This is a genomic window from Nostoc commune NIES-4072 (assembly GCF_003113895.1).
Classification (GTDB): Bacteria; Cyanobacteriota; Cyanobacteriia; order Cyanobacteriales; family Nostocaceae; genus Nostoc; species Nostoc commune.
In genome coordinates, this window is sequence record NZ_BDUD01000001.1 from 6,957,570 (window position 1) to 6,976,810 (window position 19,241).

Annotated in this window: 23 protein-coding genes and 3 pseudogenes; 18 read left to right on the forward strand and 8 right to left on the reverse strand. The window is 40.6% G+C overall.

The window, feature by feature from the left end:
- Positions 1 to 496: 496 nt before the first annotated feature.
- Positions 497 to 1,456 (forward strand): orange carotenoid protein N-terminal domain-containing protein, encoded by a 960-nt coding sequence (locus CDC33_RS31230; protein WP_109012223.1) that lies wholly within the window; start codon positions 497 to 499, stop codon positions 1,454 to 1,456.
- 381 nt (positions 1,457 to 1,837) lie between these two features.
- Here CDC33_RS31230 and CDC33_RS31235 read toward each other — a convergent pair whose 3' ends face one another.
- On the reverse strand, positions 1,838 to 2,716 hold the full coding sequence (locus tag CDC33_RS31235; protein WP_146195873.1) for a hypothetical protein: 879 nt from the start codon (positions 2,714 to 2,716) through the stop codon (positions 1,838 to 1,840).
- A gap of 703 nt (positions 2,717 to 3,419) precedes the next feature.
- Here CDC33_RS31235 and CDC33_RS31240 point away from each other — a divergent pair.
- On the forward strand, positions 3,420 to 3,845 hold the full coding sequence (locus tag CDC33_RS31240) for a hypothetical protein (RefSeq protein WP_109012225.1): 426 nt from the start codon (positions 3,420 to 3,422) through the stop codon (positions 3,843 to 3,845).
- 436 nt (positions 3,846 to 4,281) lie between these two features.
- Positions 4,282 to 4,566, forward strand: coding sequence for a hypothetical protein (locus tag CDC33_RS31245; protein ID WP_244919386.1), 285 nt, complete (start codon positions 4,282 to 4,284; stop codon positions 4,564 to 4,566).
- A 1-nt stretch (position 4,567) separates the two neighbouring features.
- Here the strand turns inward: CDC33_RS31245 and CDC33_RS41750 are convergent.
- Positions 4,568 to 4,654, reverse strand: a pseudogene (locus CDC33_RS41750) (dienelactone hydrolase family protein); the annotation flags it as partial.
- Positions 4,655 to 4,928: 274 nt separating this feature from the next.
- Here CDC33_RS41750 and CDC33_RS31255 point away from each other — a divergent pair.
- The gene (locus CDC33_RS31255; RefSeq protein ID WP_109012226.1) at positions 4,929 to 5,468 is read left to right on the forward strand and encodes a DUF2267 domain-containing protein; all 540 of its coding nucleotides are present in this window, start codon (positions 4,929 to 4,931) and stop codon (positions 5,466 to 5,468) included.
- Between the two features lie 65 nt (positions 5,469 to 5,533).
- On the opposite strand, the gene CDC33_RS31260 is transcribed toward CDC33_RS31255, so the two are convergent.
- Both CDC33_RS31260 and CDC33_RS31265 read right to left on the reverse strand, forming a co-directional pair.
- A complete protein-coding gene (locus CDC33_RS31260; protein WP_109012227.1) occupies positions 5,534 to 5,872 on the reverse strand; it encodes a XisI protein in 339 nt (112 codons plus the stop codon).
- Positions 5,860 to 6,276, reverse strand: coding sequence for a XisH family protein (locus tag CDC33_RS31265; RefSeq protein WP_109012228.1), 417 nt, complete (start codon positions 6,274 to 6,276; stop codon positions 5,860 to 5,862). The genes CDC33_RS31260 and CDC33_RS31265 overlap by 13 nt, the downstream gene beginning before the upstream one ends.
- A 136-nt stretch (positions 6,277 to 6,412) precedes the next feature.
- On the opposite strand from CDC33_RS31265, the gene CDC33_RS31270 reads away from it, so the two are divergent.
- On the forward strand, positions 6,413 to 6,982 hold the full coding sequence (locus CDC33_RS31270; protein ID WP_109012229.1) for a Uma2 family endonuclease: 570 nt from the start codon (positions 6,413 to 6,415) through the stop codon (positions 6,980 to 6,982).
- A gap of 88 nt (positions 6,983 to 7,070) precedes the next feature.
- Here CDC33_RS31270 and CDC33_RS31275 read toward each other — a convergent pair whose 3' ends face one another.
- Positions 7,071 to 7,406, reverse strand: a complete 336-nt coding sequence (locus tag CDC33_RS31275; RefSeq protein ID WP_109012230.1) for a XisI protein — start codon at positions 7,404 to 7,406, stop codon at positions 7,071 to 7,073.
- A gap of 67 nt (positions 7,407 to 7,473) precedes the next feature.
- Here CDC33_RS31275 and CDC33_RS40735 point away from each other — a divergent pair, with 67 nt between their 5' ends.
- The 3 genes from CDC33_RS40735 to CDC33_RS39310 all read left to right on the forward strand — a co-directional run bounded on the left by CDC33_RS40735 (position 7,474) and on the right by CDC33_RS39310 (position 8,714).
- Positions 7,474 to 7,797, forward strand: coding sequence for a helix-turn-helix domain-containing protein (locus tag CDC33_RS40735; RefSeq protein WP_244919387.1), 324 nt, complete (start codon positions 7,474 to 7,476; stop codon positions 7,795 to 7,797).
- A gap of 197 nt (positions 7,798 to 7,994) precedes the next feature.
- Positions 7,995 to 8,396 carry a transposase family protein gene (locus CDC33_RS40740; protein ID WP_244919441.1) on the forward strand — a complete coding sequence of 134 codons (402 nt, stop codon included), beginning with the start codon at positions 7,995 to 7,997 and terminating at the stop codon, positions 8,394 to 8,396.
- A 147-nt stretch (positions 8,397 to 8,543) separates the two neighbouring features.
- A complete protein-coding gene (locus CDC33_RS39310) occupies positions 8,544 to 8,714 on the forward strand; it encodes a hypothetical protein (protein WP_181374191.1) in 171 nt (56 codons plus the stop codon).
- Positions 8,715 to 8,757: 43 nt separating this feature from the next.
- Here CDC33_RS39310 and CDC33_RS31285 read toward each other — a convergent pair whose 3' ends face one another.
- The 3 genes and pseudogenes from CDC33_RS31285 to CDC33_RS31295 form a co-directional block, all read right to left on the reverse strand.
- On the reverse strand, positions 8,758 to 9,231 hold the full coding sequence (locus CDC33_RS31285) for a PIN domain-containing protein (protein ID WP_109012231.1): 474 nt from the start codon (positions 9,229 to 9,231) through the stop codon (positions 8,758 to 8,760).
- Positions 9,228 to 9,497 (reverse strand): UPF0175 family protein, encoded by a 270-nt coding sequence (locus tag CDC33_RS31290; protein WP_099099951.1) that lies wholly within the window; start codon positions 9,495 to 9,497, stop codon positions 9,228 to 9,230. The genes CDC33_RS31285 and CDC33_RS31290 overlap by 4 nt, the downstream gene beginning before the upstream one ends.
- Positions 9,498 to 9,677: 180 nt before the next feature.
- A pseudogene (locus tag CDC33_RS31295) lies at positions 9,678 to 11,021 on the reverse strand (site-specific integrase); the annotation flags it as partial.
- A 178-nt stretch (positions 11,022 to 11,199) separates the two neighbouring features.
- Between CDC33_RS31295 and CDC33_RS42025 the strand changes: the two are divergent.
- The 10 genes and pseudogenes from CDC33_RS42025 to CDC33_RS31345 form a co-directional block, all read left to right on the forward strand.
- Positions 11,200 to 11,367: pseudogene (locus tag CDC33_RS42025) on the forward strand (nitrogenase molybdenum-iron protein alpha chain); the annotation flags it as partial.
- Positions 11,368 to 11,616: 249 nt separating this feature from the next.
- Positions 11,617 to 13,152, forward strand: coding sequence for a nitrogenase molybdenum-iron protein subunit beta (gene nifK / locus CDC33_RS31305; RefSeq protein WP_109012233.1), 1,536 nt, complete (start codon positions 11,617 to 11,619; stop codon positions 13,150 to 13,152).
- 195 nt (positions 13,153 to 13,347) lie between these two features.
- Entirely contained in the window at positions 13,348 to 13,701 is a 354-nt protein-coding gene (locus tag CDC33_RS31310; RefSeq protein ID WP_109012764.1) for a Mo-dependent nitrogenase C-terminal domain-containing protein, read from the forward strand.
- A 148-nt stretch (positions 13,702 to 13,849) separates the two neighbouring features.
- The gene (gene nifE, locus CDC33_RS31315) at positions 13,850 to 15,229 is read left to right on the forward strand and encodes a nitrogenase iron-molybdenum cofactor biosynthesis protein NifE (protein ID WP_109012234.1); all 1,380 of its coding nucleotides are present in this window, start codon (positions 13,850 to 13,852) and stop codon (positions 15,227 to 15,229) included.
- Positions 15,229 to 16,566 carry a nitrogenase iron-molybdenum cofactor biosynthesis protein NifN gene (nifN, locus tag CDC33_RS31320; protein ID WP_109012235.1) on the forward strand — a complete coding sequence of 446 codons (1,338 nt, stop codon included), beginning with the start codon at positions 15,229 to 15,231 and terminating at the stop codon, positions 16,564 to 16,566. The genes nifE and nifN overlap by 1 nt, the downstream gene beginning before the upstream one ends.
- Before the next feature lie 191 nt (positions 16,567 to 16,757).
- On the forward strand, positions 16,758 to 17,171 hold the full coding sequence (gene nifX, locus CDC33_RS31325; protein WP_109012236.1) for a nitrogen fixation protein NifX: 414 nt from the start codon (positions 16,758 to 16,760) through the stop codon (positions 17,169 to 17,171).
- On the forward strand, positions 17,168 to 17,644 hold the full coding sequence (locus CDC33_RS31330; RefSeq protein WP_100900532.1) for a NifX-associated nitrogen fixation protein: 477 nt from the start codon (positions 17,168 to 17,170) through the stop codon (positions 17,642 to 17,644). Before nifX ends, CDC33_RS31330 begins: the two co-directional genes overlap by 4 nt.
- A gap of 163 nt (positions 17,645 to 17,807) precedes the next feature.
- Positions 17,808 to 18,023 (forward strand): CCE_0567 family metalloprotein, encoded by a 216-nt coding sequence (locus tag CDC33_RS31335; RefSeq protein ID WP_109012237.1) that lies wholly within the window; start codon positions 17,808 to 17,810, stop codon positions 18,021 to 18,023.
- Positions 18,020 to 18,337, forward strand: coding sequence for a nitrogenase-stabilizing/protective protein NifW (gene nifW, locus CDC33_RS31340; RefSeq protein ID WP_109012238.1), 318 nt, complete (start codon positions 18,020 to 18,022; stop codon positions 18,335 to 18,337). The genes CDC33_RS31335 and nifW overlap by 4 nt, the downstream gene beginning before the upstream one ends.
- Positions 18,338 to 18,347: 10 nt before the next feature.
- Positions 18,348 to 19,157: a HesA/MoeB/ThiF family protein gene (locus CDC33_RS31345; protein ID WP_109012239.1), complete on the forward strand. Its 810-nt coding sequence runs from the start codon at positions 18,348 to 18,350 to the stop codon at positions 19,155 to 19,157.
- Positions 19,158 to 19,241: the final 84 nt, after the last annotated feature.

The following is a 19,241-nucleotide window of genomic DNA, read 5'->3' on the forward strand; positions in this document are numbered from 1 at the left end:
ACTAATAAACGAACCGATGGTTTATATTAAACAGACTTCACTTTATTTATTTAGCCTAACCTACGGCTAAACATAAATCTGCTGTAACCCATACAGTAATTAAAAAAACTAATTTAAGCAATTACCAAATTCTATTTTTCTTAACGAAAAAGCTCAAAAACTAGATATATTTATCTACAAAGATAGATGCTATACAGTTATATATCTTTCTTGAGAAGGATATATTTTTTAAAAAATTACTTTTATTAGACTATAAATTGAAAATAAATAGTAGATATACATTTCATTCAATGATATTCATCAGATAAATCTCTTATAAATCTTAGTCTTTTGTTAATGTTTACCAGCTATGATGCCATAGTAGTGAATAATAATTCGGATTTACATATCTAGGGATAATTGTGTCATCCAGGAAAAATGCCCTAGATTTATCCCTCAAACTGCAAAATGTAGCCGAAAACAACTACTGAATAGGTAAATCTTTGAGGTAACAAGCATGAGTTATACTATCGAATCTGCACGGAATATTTTTTCTAGCACGCAAGTGGCAGATGCTGTTCCAGCCACTACGGCAATGTTTGCTAAACTCAACGTTGACGATCAATTGGCATTTCTCTGGTATGCCTATGCTGAACTAGGTCGTACAATTACTCCAGCTGCTCCCGGAAAAGCAAATCTCCAATTAATGGAAGGTATATTCAACGATATTAAGCAGATGTCTCATGAACAACAAACGCAGTTAATGAGAGATTTAGCAAGTAATGCAGATACTCCTATCAGCCGTTCTTATGCATACTTTGGTGTCAATGCTAAATTGGGATTCTGGTGGCAGTTAGGAGAGTGGATGAAACAGGGTATAGTCGCTCCTATGCCAGCTGGCTATCAAATGTCACCTCAAGTTAAAGCAGTGCTAGAAGCTGTTCAGAAAATCGATCAGAGTCAGCAAATTACTGTACTACGCAATACTGTAGTAAATATGGGGTTTGATCCGTCTCTGGCTGATAATAAACAGGCAGAAGTCATCAACTTTAAGTTCCCACGTTCATCTCTAAGTCCCCAATTTACTATTGAGGGAGTTACAGAGCCAACAGTGCTGAAATACATTGAAGCTATGAATGCAGATAACTTTGAAGCTGCTGTTGCTTTATTTGCTAATAATGGTGCGCTGCAACCACCTTTCCAAAAACCAATTGTTGGCCGAGAAGCTATCACTGCTTACCTAAGAGATGAGGGACAAGGGTTAGTCATGAAGCCAACCAAAGGTGTTTCGGAAACTATAGAAGATGGTTATACCCAGCATAAAGTTACTGGTACAGTCGAAACTCCTTGGTTTGGGGGTAATGTTGGGATGAACATTGCTTGGCGATTTTTACTCGATCCTCAAGGTCAAATTTACTTTGTGGCTATTGACTTACTTGCTTCTCCCAAAGAACTACTTAACCTAACTCGCAAGTAAAATTACTTTGTCTTATATACAAGGTAATTGCGCTTGTTGAAGATGATGTTTTAAAAGATTTTTTGCTCTCATAGTTAGCAAATTATTGCATATTAGCACATAGCTAAAATATGAATTTAGCGTTGTAATAACCCTAGCAGAAGTGCAAAATTATAACTTTCGGGGCTTTTAAAACATCCTCTAAGCGCCATAACGCTCATTAATTAAAATCTCAATAAATGCTCGGTTCTAAGGGAACCGAGCTTCAGTCAAATGTAGGCAAACTAGCGTAAATTGGCTGTTCACTCAAACCAACGTCAACTACCTTTCTCAGTGTTGCTGATCCAAAAAAGCGTTATGCTGCCGCGTTATTCTCTATCAATTTTGACTCAAAACAACAACTTATCGTAAAAAGTTTATTGCATCTGGCTGCTTTAGATGATCAACTTCCCCTATTTTCTGTATCCAGTCTCGTCTAAGTTGGGTACGTTCCATAGTTGTGCCAAATTCATCAATCCAAACATCTGAAGCAACTTCCTGTAAGAAAATCTGCCATTCAGTACGTACACCTTCAGCACGTAATACCCGATCAACAAATTCTTCAACAATAGCGAAGCCTGCTTGACTTGGTTCTTTTAAGAGAGTCTTAAGTTCTTTTTCACAGTTGTTAACTGCTTCAGCTTGAGCTTTAGAGAGATTATTTACAATTTTCTCAGCAGGGGGAGATGTATGTATTCTTCCTGTCTTTATATCTATCCATTTGTCTAGAAAACCTACTTCAAGGCTGTAGGTTGTTCTATTGGGAGTTAAAACATCTAGATGCCTTCTAATTCTATGTTGAACCAGTCCACGATATTGAAGGTCGAAGGTTGCAAGGGTCTGAAAACCAAGTTTTAAACCAGCTAAATTTTCTGGAATCTTTTCTGCTAACTCTTTTAAGAATTCACTACCATTACCTTCCGCAATCTTTTCCAATTTGCCATGAGTCTTTAAAACTCCTACTACACGAGACTTTGCTTGCTCTAAAGATTCCTTTAATGCAATATCCAAAGAAAGAAACTGTTTTGAAAGATGAGTACGTATTTCATGCAAAGACTCAGCATAAGCAGTCATGTATGCCCCATTAGCATAACACTTTTGCTGAATCTCCTCCAATTCAGGAATTCCCGTTTCTGAGCGACAAGCCGCGATCGCAGAATCAACGGCGGACTTAAAGTTTTTATCATCGGTATCTCGTTCAGAGATCATTGATGAAGTTAGACGTTCAAGTTCTCTTGTCAAATCATTCCAAAACTTTCCAAAAAGTTCAAGGAATTTTGGAAACCAATCATCTCTTGATGCTTGCCTCCAAGCATCCTTAGCTTTTTCTAACTCAACAGCAACAGTTCTTTACTGATTGTCCTTCACTAAACTTGATTTGAGAAATATTGAGTAGTTCTATAGCTGAGTATTCCCAAGAACACACAGATTGCAACAGTAGCCCTACGAAGTTTTTCCCAGCAACAATTCAATCGTGGCCTCAAGCTACATTAAAGACTTATGCTTATTTAGCGTTCCCCTTTAGTTAGCAAAATGAGCTTTTACTTTCTCAAAATGCCTTATGACTTATTCATTTAGGTATTTGTCACACACAAAATAAGCTTTTACTTTCTCAAAATGACTTATGAATTATTCATTTTGGCGTTTTCTACAAGTAAAATAAACTTTTACTTAATCAAAATGCTTTATGACTTATTTATTTGGGTGTTTTCTGCAAGTAAAATAAGCTTTTACTTTCTCATTATGGTGTTTTCCGCAAGTAAAAGAAGCTCTTACTTTCTCCAACCCCAGTTTACTTTCTTATTTCAGTAGTTCGCGCATTCATGACAAAGATCGCTATGTAGCAAAAACTATTGCAGATTTGCCGGAATTCTCTCAAGCTGATCTATAGGTCAGTTATTTAAGGTAAAGAATATTAACCATACTAGATTCCAAGGTGTAGATTATGGCTCGTAGAAAAAGAACTTCCGTAGTGTTAGAAAAAGCAGTGCGCCGTGCCGCTAGCATAAACTCAATTGATCCGAGATTAGATTTAGGCAATGGACTTACCTTACCTGCTTTTTCAACCCTGATCGAGAAGATGCGATCTCAAGAAAATGCTTACAATAGTGCCCTTTCTAGCTTGGATAAGTTGTATCAGGAAATGCTGGAAACAGAAAGCGAGTTGGGAGATATGACAGAATACATGCTGATGGCAGTTGGGACTCGATATGGTAAAAACAGTGTAGAGTATGGCATGGCAGGAGGAGTTCCTAAAAGCCAGCGTCGTAAGGGACTGCGAGGCCAGTCGCAAACTCCTAACGCGGAGCAACCGTCATTTGTTGCCAGTCTGGAAGGCAAGAATGGAAAGAAAACAGTAGCGACAAGTTAAGATGTGCGCTAGTAATCAAAATTTTGTCAAACCCAAATAATTGCGTAGGCGCAGCGCGTCGTAGACATCGCTGTTTTACCAAAATATTTATCCATTAGTAGCCGCGCAGTCTAACGCACCCGACAGCTTGACAAAAAAATTAAACAAAGGTGAGTATGTGAGCATCTTGGGAACTATAGGATTACTATTTGATTTTTGAACGAAATTAAGTATTGTAGAGTGTGTTAGAACGGAGTTCGTAACGCACTATGAACACGAGTTTGATGCCGTACTCTCCGTGCTAACACATCCTACGTATATTTTCTCCAAATCAAACCGGATTCCTATATAGAAGCAAATCAGATTAAACTCAACTTCTAGTTTCCAATGAAAACTCACTATTCTAGTAGCGGAATTTAAAAGCGTCGATATTCATGAGGGCATCGATAGTACCTTGATGATTTTGCAACACCGCCTCAAAGCTAAACCAGAACAACCTGAAATTGAGGTGATCAAAGACTATAGCAATGTACCTCTAGTAGAATGCTATGCCGGACAACTCAATCAGGTGTTTATGAATATTTTAGTTAATGCGATTGATGCCTTAGAAGAAAGCAATGCCTTGCGTACTTATCAGGAGATTAACGACAATCCTAGTCAAATTATAATTCGCACATCGGTAGTTAATTCAACCTGGGTAGAAGTAGCGATCGCTGGCTACAATACACCACTTTCTAAGTAATCTAGCTTGACAAATGATTTTTAAACAGTTCTAGAACATGTTGCCAAGCATCAGGAGCAGCTTCAGGATTGTAACTTGGGTGTTGTTCCATAAGTGTTAATTTCGATGTTTGTTGTTTCTAGCATCTTTGTTTCGGCTGATTTTATACCAACTCATTTATTTTGACTGGTTTTCGACACAGACGGGCACAAACATCAGAAGTATTGCTCTCCGACTTTATAGCTATGAGCAGATCAAAGAAATTTCTAACTTTTGAATAGATACCATCTCAAACTTCTGGAAGATTCCAAGGGTTTTTGATTTGTGCGACCTTACATAAAGTAAGCATAAAGACTCAAAATTAATAACCAGAAGAAAAAACAATGCCAGATCAAAGTTTTAGAACAGATATTCCAGAAGTTGACACAACAGAGATTGAAGATACTCGAACTGCGATCGCAGACGAACATCACTCCTTTCTTGAAAAGGTCATGGTTAGAAGCGGATTTGCAGATTTGTATGACGCAAGAGACTTTACCGAAGTTGTGTATCGCGTGATGCGCGACGTAATGACCACAGAAGCCAGCGATCGCGTCGAAGCAGAACTGCATACAGAAGCTATACCTACTGATGAGAAAGCACTCCAGTTTGAAGTGTCCGATCTCTGGAAAGACACCAATCCAATTGTGGGATTTTTGAGCCGGGTTCGTCCACCCTGGAAAGGCCCAGGTATCTTCAATATCGATTCCGATCGCTTCTTGTTCCGAGTTGCTAATGAAAGCGGAATGCCGCGATCAGTTGAGCGAGAACAAGCGGTTAAAGCAGTGTTTTCTGCCACCAAAGACGAACTTTCCGAAGAGCGGATTCAGGAAATTGCTAGCTGGCTACCTGATTATGTACGTCAGCTTTGGGAGCAAGCTTAATTAGAAGTATAGAAAAGTCAAGTCTGTTTGCGAGTAGCGATCGCAAACAGGCTTTTTAAATAGGTTTAGCCTACAGCAAACTCTGTATACTGCCTTACATGAGGTGCATGATATGCTATCACAATATCTTGCTTAGGCACTCCCTCGCTCACAAGTTGATCTGCGATCGCATCCTCCGTTCCGTCATGCTGCACCCAAATCTTCCCATCCTTGATATCTATATGCAGCACACAGCCATAAATCCGGGTACTACTATCCTTCCATCCCACATGCACAAGCTGATAGTGGTCTTTTGTAGTATCAAAAATGGTTTGACTTTCTACTGGATCGCTCTTAGAACGCAACTTTGCTCGCGCCGTCAATAATTTCTGAATTAGTTCACGATACAAATTTAGCTTATCCATTCTGCAATCTCCTGTTTTTCTGTGTCATACACCAAAAGGGGAATTTTGTTACGGACAATGACCGTTTGAATAAATGGATATCTGAAAAATCGCTTATAAACGTCAAGCGGAACAGCCAAATACAACCGCCGATCTGGATCGTCATCTTCCAAAGCAATACGGTAGTTAATAAATTGTCCAATTGCAGTATGAAACTCAGAAATTGTTGAGGGTGCTAAAAACGTTTTGATTTCAACTGCAATCTTTTCCTCATCCTTTGTCGCTGCTAGCAACAGTTCCGCACCCAAGTCGATGTAAAAATCAACAAACCCTAAATCAATGTGGTACGGATCGTGAGTAATTACCCACCCTTGCTTCTCAAGAGCAGTTCTGACTAATTCATGAAACCTATCTCTTGCAGACATCGTAGACAGCTAACCAGAAAGATAAAGTCTTTTGTAGAAAAAAGAATATATATACCCCAGGATTATATTACCTCACAAGTAAATCTGTGACAAAATAATATTGTTGTTTTATAGCCAGTGCGATCGCTTACGACCTATGATTTCTACCATCTCGCGCCGCTACAGCTTAGATGAATATCGCGCGATCGAAGAAAAAGCCGAAGGACGGAGCGAATATCGAGATGGAGAAATTGTACCCATGCCTGGAGGAACGCTCAAACACAGCCGCATCGGTCGGAACATTCTAACCTATTTTAGTACAGTGCTGCGCGATACTCAATTCGAGCCAATTAACAGCGATTTACGGCTGTGGATTCCTGAACATCGACGCGGAGTCTACCCAGATGTAATGGTTTTTGACGGTGAACCGCAACTAAATGGCGATCGCTTAGATGAAGTCTTAAATCCGACGCTAATTGTTGAAGTCCTATCTCCTTCCACCGCAGATTACGACCGACTCAGTAAATTTCGGATGTATCGCTCAATTGAGAGTTTTAGCGAATATTTATTAGTAGAACAGAATGAACCTTTCGTGGAACGCTACAGTAAACAAGCCAAAGGTTGGTTGCTCAGTGATTTTAGCGGTCTAGAGCTATCTATTTCTTTGGATTCGCTTAGTATTGAATTGCCGATGACAGAAATTTATCGCGGCGTTGCTTTTGAGTAAAGTAACTCTGGCTTTTTGCGACAACGCACGCTAAGTAAGGGATGCGTACTAAACAGAGATTTATCCTGTAATTACTTTTTAGATAAATTCATGCTACGCCATACTGCGTATATTGACGCAGGTAAGATGGCTGTAATCCCAAAACAATATCTTCTTTAGATACTCCCATGTCAGTCAAATCTTCAGCAATTTGGATATCGGTCATATTATGCTGAATCCATATCTTTTCATTTTTGATATCGAGATGTATCACACAATTATAAATTCGGTCATATCCATCCCAACCAATCTCTAGAATCTGGTAATGATCTCGCGTCGTATCGAATATCAATTGGATTTCAACATCTTGCTCTGAAGGTTGGTAACTGCCATACTTCGTTAGTAAATTTTGAATATATTCACGATACTGGTCTAGCTTTGCCATTAGACATCTCCAAAATAGTATATTTTGTGGTAAAAAAACATCATGAGAAGTTTTTTAACACGAAAATATGAGTGACATACTGAATCACATTGAGGAGAATCGAAAAGAAACAAAGCGATTAATTGGTATGAAGTATGAACAGTTACAACAATTAATCCAAAATGCGGAGCAGTTACATCATGAGAAACAAGCGTTGTTAGAATCCAAAAAAGTTAGAATTATTACTGGTGGTGGAGGTCGTAAACCAAAACTATCTATTAAAGAACAAATAATTTTAACCTTAGTATATCTGAGGCACATGACAAGTTTTCAACTTTTGGGTATCCAGTTTGGAGTCAGTGAGTCTACGGCAAATGATACGTTTAATTATTGGTTGCCTCTTTTGAGATAACTGTTACCATCCAGTTTAATTGAACAAGTAAAAAAAAAGAATCTGACTATGAATTAGTTAAAGAAATACTCACAGATTATGAATTAATTGTAGATAGCTATGAGCAAGTGAGGGAAAGACTTAGAGACAATAAATAGCAAGAAGAATATTACTCAGTTAAGGCAAGTAAACATACATTTAAAAGTCAGATAATTATCCTGCCTAATAGTAGTGATATTGTTGATGTTGTGGCAGGAGAACCTGGATCAAAAAGCGATATAACAATGTTTAGAGAAAATCGTGATAACTTTGACCAAAAACAAAGTTTTAAGGGAGATTTGGGTTATATAGGAGAAGATTTAATTGATACTCAGATTAAGAAACCAAGAAATAAAGAGTTAACAACTAAACAGAAAACATCAAACAAGGAGTTTTCATCAAAACGAGTATTTGTTGAACATCGAATTCGCTCAGTAAAAATTTTTCGAGTTGTTCAAGACAGATTTAGGTTGAATCCTAAGAAGTATGAACAAGTTATCTTGACTATTTGTGGACTAGTAAGATTACGAATTGGATCGCTAATATTACCAGTAGAAATATATCCTATGCCGTCAGGCTAAAATTAATGCATATAACTACATATTTTTGCCTTGTTATTATCAGCAAGTATCTCAAATTCCTATTTTATCGTACTGATTAGCTAGCTTTTGATGTTTGCATCGGCATCTTATAAACTAGTTACAGCAAAGCTTTGATAGTTTTCGGAGATGTCTATTTATCGTGACGAGGTGAAAGAAATTCGTCGGGTATTCAACCTTAAGCACGAGGGCGAACTTTGGGAAGTGATAGAAGTATTAGAACCAAACGGTTCAAAGACCAAGTTATTAAGAGATGTTCGTGAACAATATCGTCTGCGACCATCTGCTGATAATCTTTAGTCACATTATATTGCTGCGCGATCGCCCCGTGGTCGATTAGCATTTAAGAATGCTTATCTAACAACTTTTGAAACAAACTATCAGATGCCCAGAAAGATGTGTTTTTAAGGCTTTGGATAGTAACAGGTAAATTGATGAGCTTCATCGTTGTTGCCTGATCCAGAATTCCCAAGATACCTGTGATAACCAAATTTCTATCTTTGGCAATGCGTCTTGCTTTCATGTCGTCTAATATAAGTAAATCTGCATTGAGTTCCTGAGCTAGCAGTATAGCCTCAGATTCACCAAGATCGAGCAAATTTGCAATCGCATCCGTACTTTGGCTAACGGGTTGAATTTTTAACCAGCTGGGTGGTGTTGCAATCCAAGCTTGGACAGGTAGTGGAGCAAGTTTATCAGATAGCTCAGTGTAAACTGCTTGAGGAATGATAATTTGCTGAAATAGTTCTGGTAGGAGGTTAATTTGCCCAATCAAAATTAGGTAGTTGATTGGAGAAGTGTTGGAGACAATAATCATTCAGTAGCTAGTAGGTTACGAATCGCTTGAACATCTTGTTCTAAGTCTTCTTCAGTGTAGGGTAAATAAGCTTGTTCACGTTTGAGGAATTCATAAGTTTCCCATCGAGAAGATAAATTCAGCATTCGGTGAACTTCGGCGGCTCCAATGCGACCTTGGCGATAATTATCAGCTGCTATAAGTTCCAAAACTCTCCGGGAAATGTTAGTGGGTTGTACTTGTAATTGATTAGCTATATCATCGGGGAGTTCAATGATAATTTGCATAAGTTATACTCCTTGGTTAATTTTAACTTTTGCAGTCATCCTGTGATGAAATTATAATCCATACATGACCTCGTTTTTCTTGTATGTATATGCTCTATGGCTAGCAAAAGTCAATAACGATAGTTCTTCACCCATAAACCATAGCAAATTATATAAAATTGGTATGATTTATCAGTAAATTTAACTTTGTTTATAAACTATTTCCATTCTCAACTTCTCAATCTCTAACCTCAATTTGTCATTCTCCATCCTCAACTTAGCATTCTCCTCTCTAATCAACTCAATTTCATTCCTCTTACTCAACGCCTGATTAATCGCCAATTTCCGCATATCTAGCGAAAACCAACGCTGATAAGTTTGGGTATGAACTTGCACACTATGCCCCAAATTATCCGCCGCCGCTTTAATTGGTATCCCTAGAATATGCGCCCGGATTGCCCAAGCGTGACGTAAATCATAAGGTTTAAAATCTAATCCTATTTTGCGAAACCACCAACTAACTCGTTGTGTTAACGCCGTTATATCAGCATGATTAGTGTTATCTTTTTTAGCGATCGCCCTCCTCAACATCTCTAAATACTTCGGATTTCTCAAATCAAAATCCTCAATCCATTGCCGATATAATGGTAGTGCTTCTCTCTCACCAGTTTTACAATCTTTATCAACTTTCCATGTCAAATCAGCATTTTCTTGACTCAACCACCAATCAAGATCGGGATTAATAAAAAGTTCCCTTGGACGTAAACCAAAAACTGCTAACATTCCATAAGTCCACCGCCAAAGTTGCCAACTATCTTGAACGTTTTGATTAACTTGATTACCTCTGTTATTTTGATAATCTTCAAACTTGATAATTCCCTCAGATATTTCTGCATCGGTCGGTATATTCCGGGAATTATTCTCAGGCATTTTGGAATATTTAGATAAATCGATTTCGATATTGAATGTCACACAAAATGCTGCGATCGCTCTAGCTGCATTATACTTAGCCCATTCTTTATCAATTTGCTCAATTGAACTGATCAGATTTTCCGCAGTTGCCAAATCTTGAGTATTGGTAAATCTCTTTGTACGAGAAAAGTAATAAAAAAAAGTATGTTCGCTTTTCGTTGTGCGTTTATGAGTTTTAAAATACTCTTTCTCAAATTTTTCTAGTAATTCTCCTATAGTTTTAAAATCTTTTTTAATTGCCTCATTTCCTAAATATTTATCATTCCATTCAAAAGTTTTACGAGCGATTAACTTCCCTAACTCATAAGCTTCTTCCTCAGCCGTCTTGAGTCCATCCAAGTTAGCGGGAATATTCAAACTGAGATTGTATTGCTTTCTTCCAGTTCCATTACTGTCCTTGTCTCCTGGTTTAATTGGTAACGTCGCCCGTAATTGCAGACTTCCATTCGATTCTCTAATTGTCACCTTTGCCTTTGCAGACTTCAAACGCAGATTAACTTTTTCTAATTCTAGTAGTACTTTCGTTCTCATGTGTTCTTTTTGCTGCTGTGCTTGCAGAGATGAGCAAAAAAACGGGCGATTGTTTAATCGCCTTGGTTCAGGACAACATTTAGATGATGCGTGAGTCCTGAACCTGATTATGCTGTGTTTTTAGCCTATATTTAGGCTAAAAATAAATGTGTTCTCAGAAAACAATGTTTATCGCTGACACTGTTTACTGCAAACATTAAACAGTTGAAAAGAATTAAACCACAAAAAGGATTACTCCGGCCCTTATCACGGTTATGACGGCTTTGCCATCTTCGCTCGTGATATGGACTTGGCACTCAACAGCCCAACTTGGTCATTAATTGGCGCTCCTTGGAATGAAAAAGCTCAGGCTAAGAAGGCTGAAGCTAAGGCTAAGGCTGCCGTCTAGGGAAATGGGAGAGAGCGATAAGTAAGGATAACCTGGGGCTAAAACCCCAGGAGGGAGTTGGGAATCCAAAATTCAAAATTGAAAGATTAAAATTTCTTTTGATTTTTGCATTTTGAATTTTGAATCATATTCCCATCTCCCTTGTAAAGACGCGTAGACGCTCGAAGAGCGGCTTCTCGCAGAGTATAATCGCGTCTCTCCCTCCTCAATCAGTAAAAGAATTCAGTAAGCTTGGAGATCCAGAAAGAAATGCCTCAGAATCCAGAAAAAATTCAAGATCACGTCGAGTTATTCCACCAACCTGAGTACCAACAGCTATTTGAAAACAAAAAGCAGTTTGAAAACGGTCACGAAGCCGAAGAAGTACAACGGGTTGCAGAGTGGACAAAGGGTTGGGATTATCGTGAAAAGAACTTCGCTCGTGAAGCTCTAACCGTTAACCCTGCTAAAGGCTGCCAACCACTAGGAGCAATCTTTGCTGCTGTTGGTTTTGAAGGTACTCTACCTTTCGTTCAAGGTTCTCAAGGTTGCGTTGCTTATTTCCGCACCCACTTAACCCGCCACTACAAAGAACCATTCTCTGGTGTATCTTCTTCAATGACTGAAGATGCAGCCGTGTTTGGTGGTCTGCAAAACATGATTGACGGGTTGGCGAACTCTTACCAACTCTACAAGCCTAAGATGATCGCTGTCTGCACCACCTGTATGGCAGAAGTAATTGGTGATGACTTACAAGCCTTCATCAACAACTCTAAGCAAGCTGGTTCAGTTCCTCAAGATTTCCCAGTACCTTACGCTCACACCCCTAGCTTTGTCGGTTCCCACATCACTGGTTACGACAACATGATGAAGGGAATTCTTTCTAACTTGACCGCAGGTCATAAGAAAGAAACCAGCAATGGTAAAATCAACTTCATCCCAGGTTTTGACACCTATGTAGGTAACAACCGCGAAATCAAGCGGATTGCTTCTTTGTTCGGCTTTGACTACACAATTTTAGCCGACAACAGCGACTACTTGGATTCACCAAACACAGGTGAGTTCGATATGTACCCAGGTGGTACAAAGTTAGAAGATGCAGCAGATTCAATCAATGCGAAAGCAACGATCGCTCTGCAAGCCCACTCTACACCCAAAACCCGCGAGTACATCGAAAAAGAATGGCATCAACCAACCTCAGTTTCCCGTCCTTGGGGCATTAAGGGTACTGATGAGTTCTTGATGAAACTCAGCGAATTGAGCGGTATCCCCATTCCCGAACAATTAGAAATTGAACGCGGTCAGGCAGTTGATGCCATGACTGACTCCCACTCATGGATTCACGGCAAGCGCTTCGCTATCTACGGCGAACCAGATTTAGTATACAGCGTAGTTGGCTTTATGCTAGAAATGGGTGCTGAACCTGTGCATATCTTAGTTCACAACAGCAACGAAGTATTTGAAGCAGAAATCAAAGAACTGCTTGCTTCTAGCCCCTTCGGTCAACATGCAACTGTTTGGCCTGGTAAGGACTTGTGGCACATGCGTTCACTGTTGTTCACCGAACCAGTAGACTTCCTGGTTGGTAACACCTACGGTAAGTACCTGTGGCGTGACACCAAGATTCCCCTCGTGAGAATCGGCTACCCCATCATGGATCGCCACCACCTACACCGCTATGCCACCATTGGTTATCAAGGCGTGATCAACCTCCTCAACTGGACTGTAAACACCCTGTTTGAAGAAATCGATCGCAACACCAACATTCCTTCTAAGACAGATATTTCCTACGACTTGATTCGTTAGAAATTGCGTAGAAACACAACGTGTTAATTAAAGGGTGAAGAAGGGGAGTCGGGAGTAGGGAATAGGGAATGGGGACTGGGGACTAGGGACTGGGAAAATACCCAATGCCCAATACCCAATACCCAATGCCCAATCCCCAATCCCCAATCCCCAACTCCCCTTTTTCTTGCTAGCATTTACCGAAGGTATATATAGATGGAAACCATCAATCACACTCACGAACATACTCACACTCATCCTCATCCTCATCCTAATTACCATCCACCAAACCAGAAAAAACGAGGGTGGTTCAACAATCTTCTTAATCCGTTGCGCCGTGTGGTGGATGAAATTGAGGTTAAAAATAATCGCATCGCTCATCTAATTTGTCAAACAATTCCTTGTTGTTGTCCCTTTGAGCGACAAATTAAATTATTTGGGAAGTGTATTGATATCCCACCACTATGTAAACTCAATCCTTTATATGACGAATTTGTAGGATTGCGTTTCCGCGCTCTATCTTACCTGACCGATGTCTGTGGAGAGGATGTCACAAGATACATTTGTTAATTATTGGGCATGGGGCATTGGTCATTAGTCATTGGTAGAGACGCAATTATACTCTGCGAGAAGCCGCTCTTCGAGCGTCTACGCGTCTATACAATAGTCAATTCAAATGACAAATGACAAAGGACAATTAACAATTAAGAGAAGAGAGATGAAAAGCACCCAAGGTAAAATCAACGAACTGCTGACTGAGACAGGATGCGAACATAATCAGCACAAACAAACAGAAAAGAAAAACAAGTCTTGCGCTCAACAGGCACAACCTGGCGCGGCTCAAGGGGGCTGTGCCTTTGATGGTGCAATGATTGCTCTAGTGCCGATCGCAGATGCTGCTCATTTAGTCCACGGGCCGATCGCCTGTGCTGGTAATTCCTGGGGCAGTCGTGGTAGTCTGTCGTCTGGCCCTCAACTCTACAAAATGGGCTTTACTACTGACTTGGGTGAAAATGATGTCATCTTCGGTGGCGAAAAGAAACTCTACAAAGCGATTCTGGAACTTCACGAGCGCTACCAACCAGCAGCAGTATTCGTCTATGCCACTTGCGTTACAGCTCTAATTGGCGATGATATGGATGCTGTCTGCAAAGCGGCGGCTGAAAAAATTGGTATTCCTGTTGTTCCCGTCATTGCCCCAGGATTCATTGGCAGTAAAAATCTCGGCAACCGTTTCGGTGGTGAATCTTTATTAGAATATGTTGTCGGCACAGCAGAACCGGAACATACAACGCCCTATGATATTAACTTAATCGGTGAATATAACATCGCCGGTGAAATGTGGGGAGTAACACCACTGTTAGAAAAATTAGGCATCCGTATTTTGTCTAAAATTACGGGCGATGCTCGCTACAATGAAATTCGCTACGCCCACCGCGCCAAGCTCAACGTCATGATCTGCTCGCGAGCGTTGCTCAATATGGCGAGAAAGATGGAGGAGCGTTACAACATCCCTTACATTGAAGAGTCTTTCTACGGCATCGATGATATGAATCGCTGTCTGCGAAACATCGCCGCTAAATTAGGCGACGCTGATTTACAGGAGCGGACAGAAAAGCTAATTGCAGAAGAAACGGCTGCTTTAGATTTGGCATTGGCTCCTTATCGCGCTCGACTCAAAGGTAAGCGGGTTGTTTTGTATACTGGTGGTGTCAAGAGTTGGTCGATTATCTCGGCTGCTAGAGACTTAGGCATTGAAGTTGTTGCTACCAGTACTCGAAAAAGTACTGAAGAAGATAAAGCCAAAATCAAGAAGTTGATCGGCAACGATGGCATCATGCTGGAGAAAGGCAACGCTCAAGAATTGTTACAACTGGTTAAAGACACTCGCGCAGATATGCTGATTGCTGGTGGACGTAACCAATACACAGCTTTGAAAGCTAGAATTCCTTTCCTTGATATCAACCAAGAACGCCACCATCCTTATGCAGGTTATGTGGGAATGATTGAGATGGCGCGGGAATTGTACGAAGCTCTGTATAGCCCGATTTGGGAACAAATACGCAAACCCGCTCCTTGGGACGAGGAGGAAGTTTAATGGCGATCGTTACCGCTTCTAACAAAGCACTGACAGTTAATCCCCTCAAGCAGAGTCAAGCTTTGGGCGCAACCTTAGCCTTTTTGGGATTGAAAGGGACAATGCCCTTATTCCACGGTTCTCAAGGTTGTACTGCTTTCGCTAAAGTTGTCCTAGTACGGCATTTCCGGGAAGCGATTCCCCTAGCTACGACAGCGATGACGGAAGTCACTACAATCTTGGGTGGTGAAGAGAATGTAGAGCAAGCGATTCTGACTCTGGTAGAAAAGGCTAATCCAGAAATTATTGGTTTATGTAGTACTGGGTTAACGGAAACTAGAGGCGATGACATTGAAGGTTTTCTGAAGGAAATCCGCGATCGCCATCCCGAATTGAATAATTTAGCGATCGTTTTTGCACCTACCCCAGATTTTAAAGGTGCGTTGCAAGATGGCTTTGCTGTTGCTGTCGAAAGCATAGTTAAGGAAATTCCTCGCGCAGGTGGACTCAGAACTGAACAAGTCACGGTTTTGGCGGGTTCTGCCTTCACACCTGGAGATGTACAGGAAATCAAAGAGATAATCACGTCCTTTGGACTAGTGCCGATCTTTGTACCTGACCTTGGCGCTTCTCTAGATGGACATTTAGAGGATGCTTATAGTGCAGTTACAGTCAGTGGAACTACCTTAAAACAGCTACGAGAAGTAGGTAGTTCTGCCTTTACCCTGGCATTGGGTGAAAGTATGCGGGGGGCTGCCAAGATTCTCGAAGAACGCTTTGGCACACCTTACGAGGTGTTCGGCGAACTGACGGGATTAGAACCAGTAGATGAGTTTATCCAAGCATTGGCAATTCTGAGCGGTAACAGCGTACCCGAAAAATACCGCCGCCAACGTCGTCAGTTGCAAGATGCGATGCTGGATACTCACTTTTACTTCGGTGCAAAACGAGTTTCTTTGGCGCTGGAACCAGACTTGTTGTGGTCAACGGTGCATTTCCTGCAATCGATGGGAGCGCAAATTCATGCAGTGGTGACAACCACGCGATCGCCCCTCTTAGAAAAACTCCCAGTTAAAAGCATCACCATCGGCGACTTAGAAGACTTTGAGAGTCTAGCAGGCGGTTCTGATTTGCTGATTGGTAACTCGAATGTGGGTGCGATCGCAAAACGCCTTTCGATTCCTCTTTATCGTTTAGGATTGCCCATTTATGACCGCTTAGGTAATGGTCAATTTACCAAAGTTGGTTATCGAGGCACGATGGAAATTGTGTTTGGCATCGGCAACCTGTTTTTAGAGGCAGAAGAAGCGAGAGTTAAACAATTCCAAGAGTTCGGAACTGTGAGCGCTGAGTTTTGAATTAACGCTTGAAAATTCAAAACAGTTCAGTTAAGAGTTGATCCTCCCTAACCCTCTTTTTTAAGGAGTGAATAGAACAAGTTTTAAATTAGCCCCCTTTTTAAGGGGGGTTGGGGGGATCTTTAAAAGCTAAATATTACTAACTGAACCGTATTGCTTCAAAATTCAAAACTTTAGAGAGGAGAATTACAATGAAAATAGCCTTCACGACGAGTGACCGAGTTCATATTAATGCTCACTTTGGATGGGCAAAAATGATTGATGTTTACGAAATTACCGATGAGGGATATCACTTCGTAGAAACCCTCACCTTTGAAGGCGAACTCAAAGAAGATGGGAATGAAGACAAAATCACCCCAAAACTTGAGGCAATAGGCGACTGTACGATTATTTACGTAACAGCAATTGGTGGTAGTGCCGCCGCTCGGTTAATCAAGAAAGGTGTCACCCCAGTGAAGGCGCGATCGGAAGAAGAAGAAATTAGTGAAGTGCTAAACAAGCTAGTGAAAACCCTCAAAGGTAATCCTCCACCTTGGTTGCGTAAAGCTTTACAGCCAAAAACCACAAACTTTGCTGATGAAATCGAAGACGAAGCAACAGTATGACCGCAAATAATAGTGTGAACGGAACCGCTACAACTGAAGTCTTGAACTCACCTTTCCTTAAGGTATTAATCAAACAAATCCGTGGTCAAGACAGTTATGGAGTTTATCGTACTTGGTCAGATGAGTTGATTCTCAAACCCTTTATTGTCACCAAACAAAAGAAACGGGAAATCTCCGTTGAGGGCGAAGTTGATGCGGTAACTCAAGCCCGGATAATGGCATTTTTTCGAGCTGTAGCGGCTGGAATTGAACAAGAAACAGGTTTGATATCCCAGGTTGTAGTTGATTTGAGCCATGAAGGATTTGGCTGGGCGCTAGTTTTTTCTGGCCGTCTTTTGCTAACTGTGAAAACCCTGCGAGATGCTCACCGCTTTGGCTTTGACTCGCTAGAGAAATTAGCAGAAGAGGGAGAAAACTACGTCAAAAAAGGTCTTGATTTGGCGAAGCGCTTTCCTGAAGTTGGCAAAATTTAATTAGTTAGGAGTTAGGAGTTAGGAGTTAAGAGTTAATAGTTAGGAGTTAGTAATTAAGTTAACTCTTAATTGATAATTCATGATTTACAGTTCTTAATTTATAACTCATAACTCATAACTCATAACTTATAACTCCTAACTTTTAGAAAAGGAGTGGCTGATTGTGCAAGCAGAAGACACGAGTATTGAGGAACTACAAGGACAAATCAGACGGCTTAACAGCAAAGCAGGTCAAATGAAAATGGATCTGCATGATTTAGCTGAAGGTCTGCCAACAGATTACAACCAACTTATGGATGTTGCCGCCGCAACTTATGAAATCTATCGCAAGTTAGATGAACTGAAGCAACATCTGAAAAAATTGGAGAATGCTAAATGACTGGAACTATTGATCAATTCAAGAAGCTCGTAGATGCAGAAGAATTTTTTCAATTCTTTAACATGTCCTACGACTTAGAAGTTGTAAATGTAAATCGTCTACATATTCTGAAAAAGTTCTCTCAATACATGCAGGAAATTGATGATAATTCTTTTGACATGAATCAAGAAGAGAGACTAAATCAATATTCTTTGGCTTTGCAAAAAGCTTATCAGGTATTTGTCGAATCAACACCTCACGAACAAAAGCTGTTTAAAGTGTTTAACGACAAGCCGAAAAATGTAGTCACACTGACAGAAATCACTTCTGATTAGGAGGTATAAATTGGTTAACCTAACGCCTACCGAATTAGAACGCTATCGTCGCCAAATGATGCTTCCGAATTTTGGCGAAACAGCACAGAAACGCTTGAAGTCAGCGACAGTTCTGGTGACAGGTGTGGGAGGATTAGGCGGTACGGCGGCGCTTTACCTAGCAGTAGCGGGCGTTGGGCGGCTAATTCTAGTCCGGGGTGGTGACTTGCGGCTAGATGATATGAATCGTCAGGTTCTTATGACTGATGATTGGGTAGGTAAGCCAAGGGTATTCAAAGCTAAAGAAACTCTGGATGCGATTAATCCTGATGTCCAAGTGGAAGCTGTTCATGATTACATTACCCCGGAAAATGTAGACTCATTAGTGCAATCCGCCGATATGGCTCTTGATTGCGCCCACAACTTTACAGAGCGCAATTTGTTAAATGAAGCCTGTGTGCGATCGCGTAAGCCAATGGTGGAAGCCGCAATGAATGGGATGGAGGCTTACCTAACGACGATTATTCCTGGTGTGACTCCTTGTTTATCTTGTCTGTTTCCAGAAAAGCCTGATTGGGATCAGCGCGGCTTTTCAGTTCTAGGCGCTGTTTCTGGAACCCTAGCTTGTTTAACAGCTTTGGAAGCTATCAAGCTGATCACCGGGTTTAGTCAGCCTCTATTGTCGCAATTGCTGACAATCGACTTAAATCGGATGGAATTTGCTAAACGCCGTTCTCACCGCGATCGCTCTTGTCCAGTATGCGGTAATAGTGCGCCTTGGAGACACGCGCAATCCAATTCGATGGAACCCACAGCCACAGGTATTGCACAAAATAGTTAATTTTCGTCATTAGTCATTGGTCATTAGTCATTAGTGAATAACAAAGGACAACTGACAAATGACGAAGGACAACCCCACCTGAAA

Excerpts from the sequence above, each read along its gene's own strand:
- CDC33_RS31230 (WP_109012223.1), top strand. The coding sequence starts at position 497 with ATGAGTTATACTATCGAATCTGCACGGAATATTTTTTCTAGCACGCAA.
- CDC33_RS31240 (WP_109012225.1), top strand. The coding sequence starts at position 3,420 with ATGGCTCGTAGAAAAAGAACTTCCGTAGTGTTAGAAAAAGCAGTGCGC.
- CDC33_RS31245 (WP_244919386.1), top strand. The coding sequence starts at position 4,282 with ATGATTTTGCAACACCGCCTCAAAGCTAAACCAGAACAACCTGAAATT.
- CDC33_RS31255 (WP_109012226.1), top strand. The coding sequence starts at position 4,929 with ATGCCAGATCAAAGTTTTAGAACAGATATTCCAGAAGTTGACACAACA.
- CDC33_RS31260 (WP_109012227.1), bottom strand. The coding sequence starts at position 5,872 with ATGGATAAGCTAAATTTGTATCGTGAACTAATTCAGAAATTATTGACG.
- CDC33_RS31265 (WP_109012228.1), bottom strand. The coding sequence starts at position 6,276 with ATGTCTGCAAGAGATAGGTTTCATGAATTAGTCAGAACTGCTCTTGAG.
- CDC33_RS31270 (WP_109012229.1), top strand. The coding sequence starts at position 6,413 with ATGATTTCTACCATCTCGCGCCGCTACAGCTTAGATGAATATCGCGCG.
- CDC33_RS31275 (WP_109012230.1), bottom strand. The coding sequence starts at position 7,406 with ATGGCAAAGCTAGACCAGTATCGTGAATATATTCAAAATTTACTAACG.
- CDC33_RS40735 (WP_244919387.1), top strand. The coding sequence starts at position 7,474 with ATGAGTGACATACTGAATCACATTGAGGAGAATCGAAAAGAAACAAAG.
- CDC33_RS39310 (WP_181374191.1), top strand. The coding sequence starts at position 8,544 with ATGTCTATTTATCGTGACGAGGTGAAAGAAATTCGTCGGGTATTCAAC.
- CDC33_RS31285 (WP_109012231.1), bottom strand. The coding sequence starts at position 9,231 with ATGATTATTGTCTCCAACACTTCTCCAATCAACTACCTAATTTTGATT.
- CDC33_RS31290 (WP_099099951.1), bottom strand. The coding sequence starts at position 9,497 with ATGCAAATTATCATTGAACTCCCCGATGATATAGCTAATCAATTACAA.
- nifK (WP_109012233.1), top strand. The coding sequence starts at position 11,617 with ATGCCTCAGAATCCAGAAAAAATTCAAGATCACGTCGAGTTATTCCAC.
- CDC33_RS31310 (WP_109012764.1), top strand. The coding sequence starts at position 13,348 with ATGGAAACCATCAATCACACTCACGAACATACTCACACTCATCCTCAT.
- nifE (WP_109012234.1), top strand. The coding sequence starts at position 13,850 with ATGAAAAGCACCCAAGGTAAAATCAACGAACTGCTGACTGAGACAGGA.
- nifN (WP_109012235.1), top strand. The coding sequence starts at position 15,229 with ATGGCGATCGTTACCGCTTCTAACAAAGCACTGACAGTTAATCCCCTC.
- nifX (WP_109012236.1), top strand. The coding sequence starts at position 16,758 with ATGAAAATAGCCTTCACGACGAGTGACCGAGTTCATATTAATGCTCAC.
- CDC33_RS31330 (WP_100900532.1), top strand. The coding sequence starts at position 17,168 with ATGACCGCAAATAATAGTGTGAACGGAACCGCTACAACTGAAGTCTTG.
- nifW (WP_109012238.1), top strand. The coding sequence starts at position 18,020 with ATGACTGGAACTATTGATCAATTCAAGAAGCTCGTAGATGCAGAAGAA.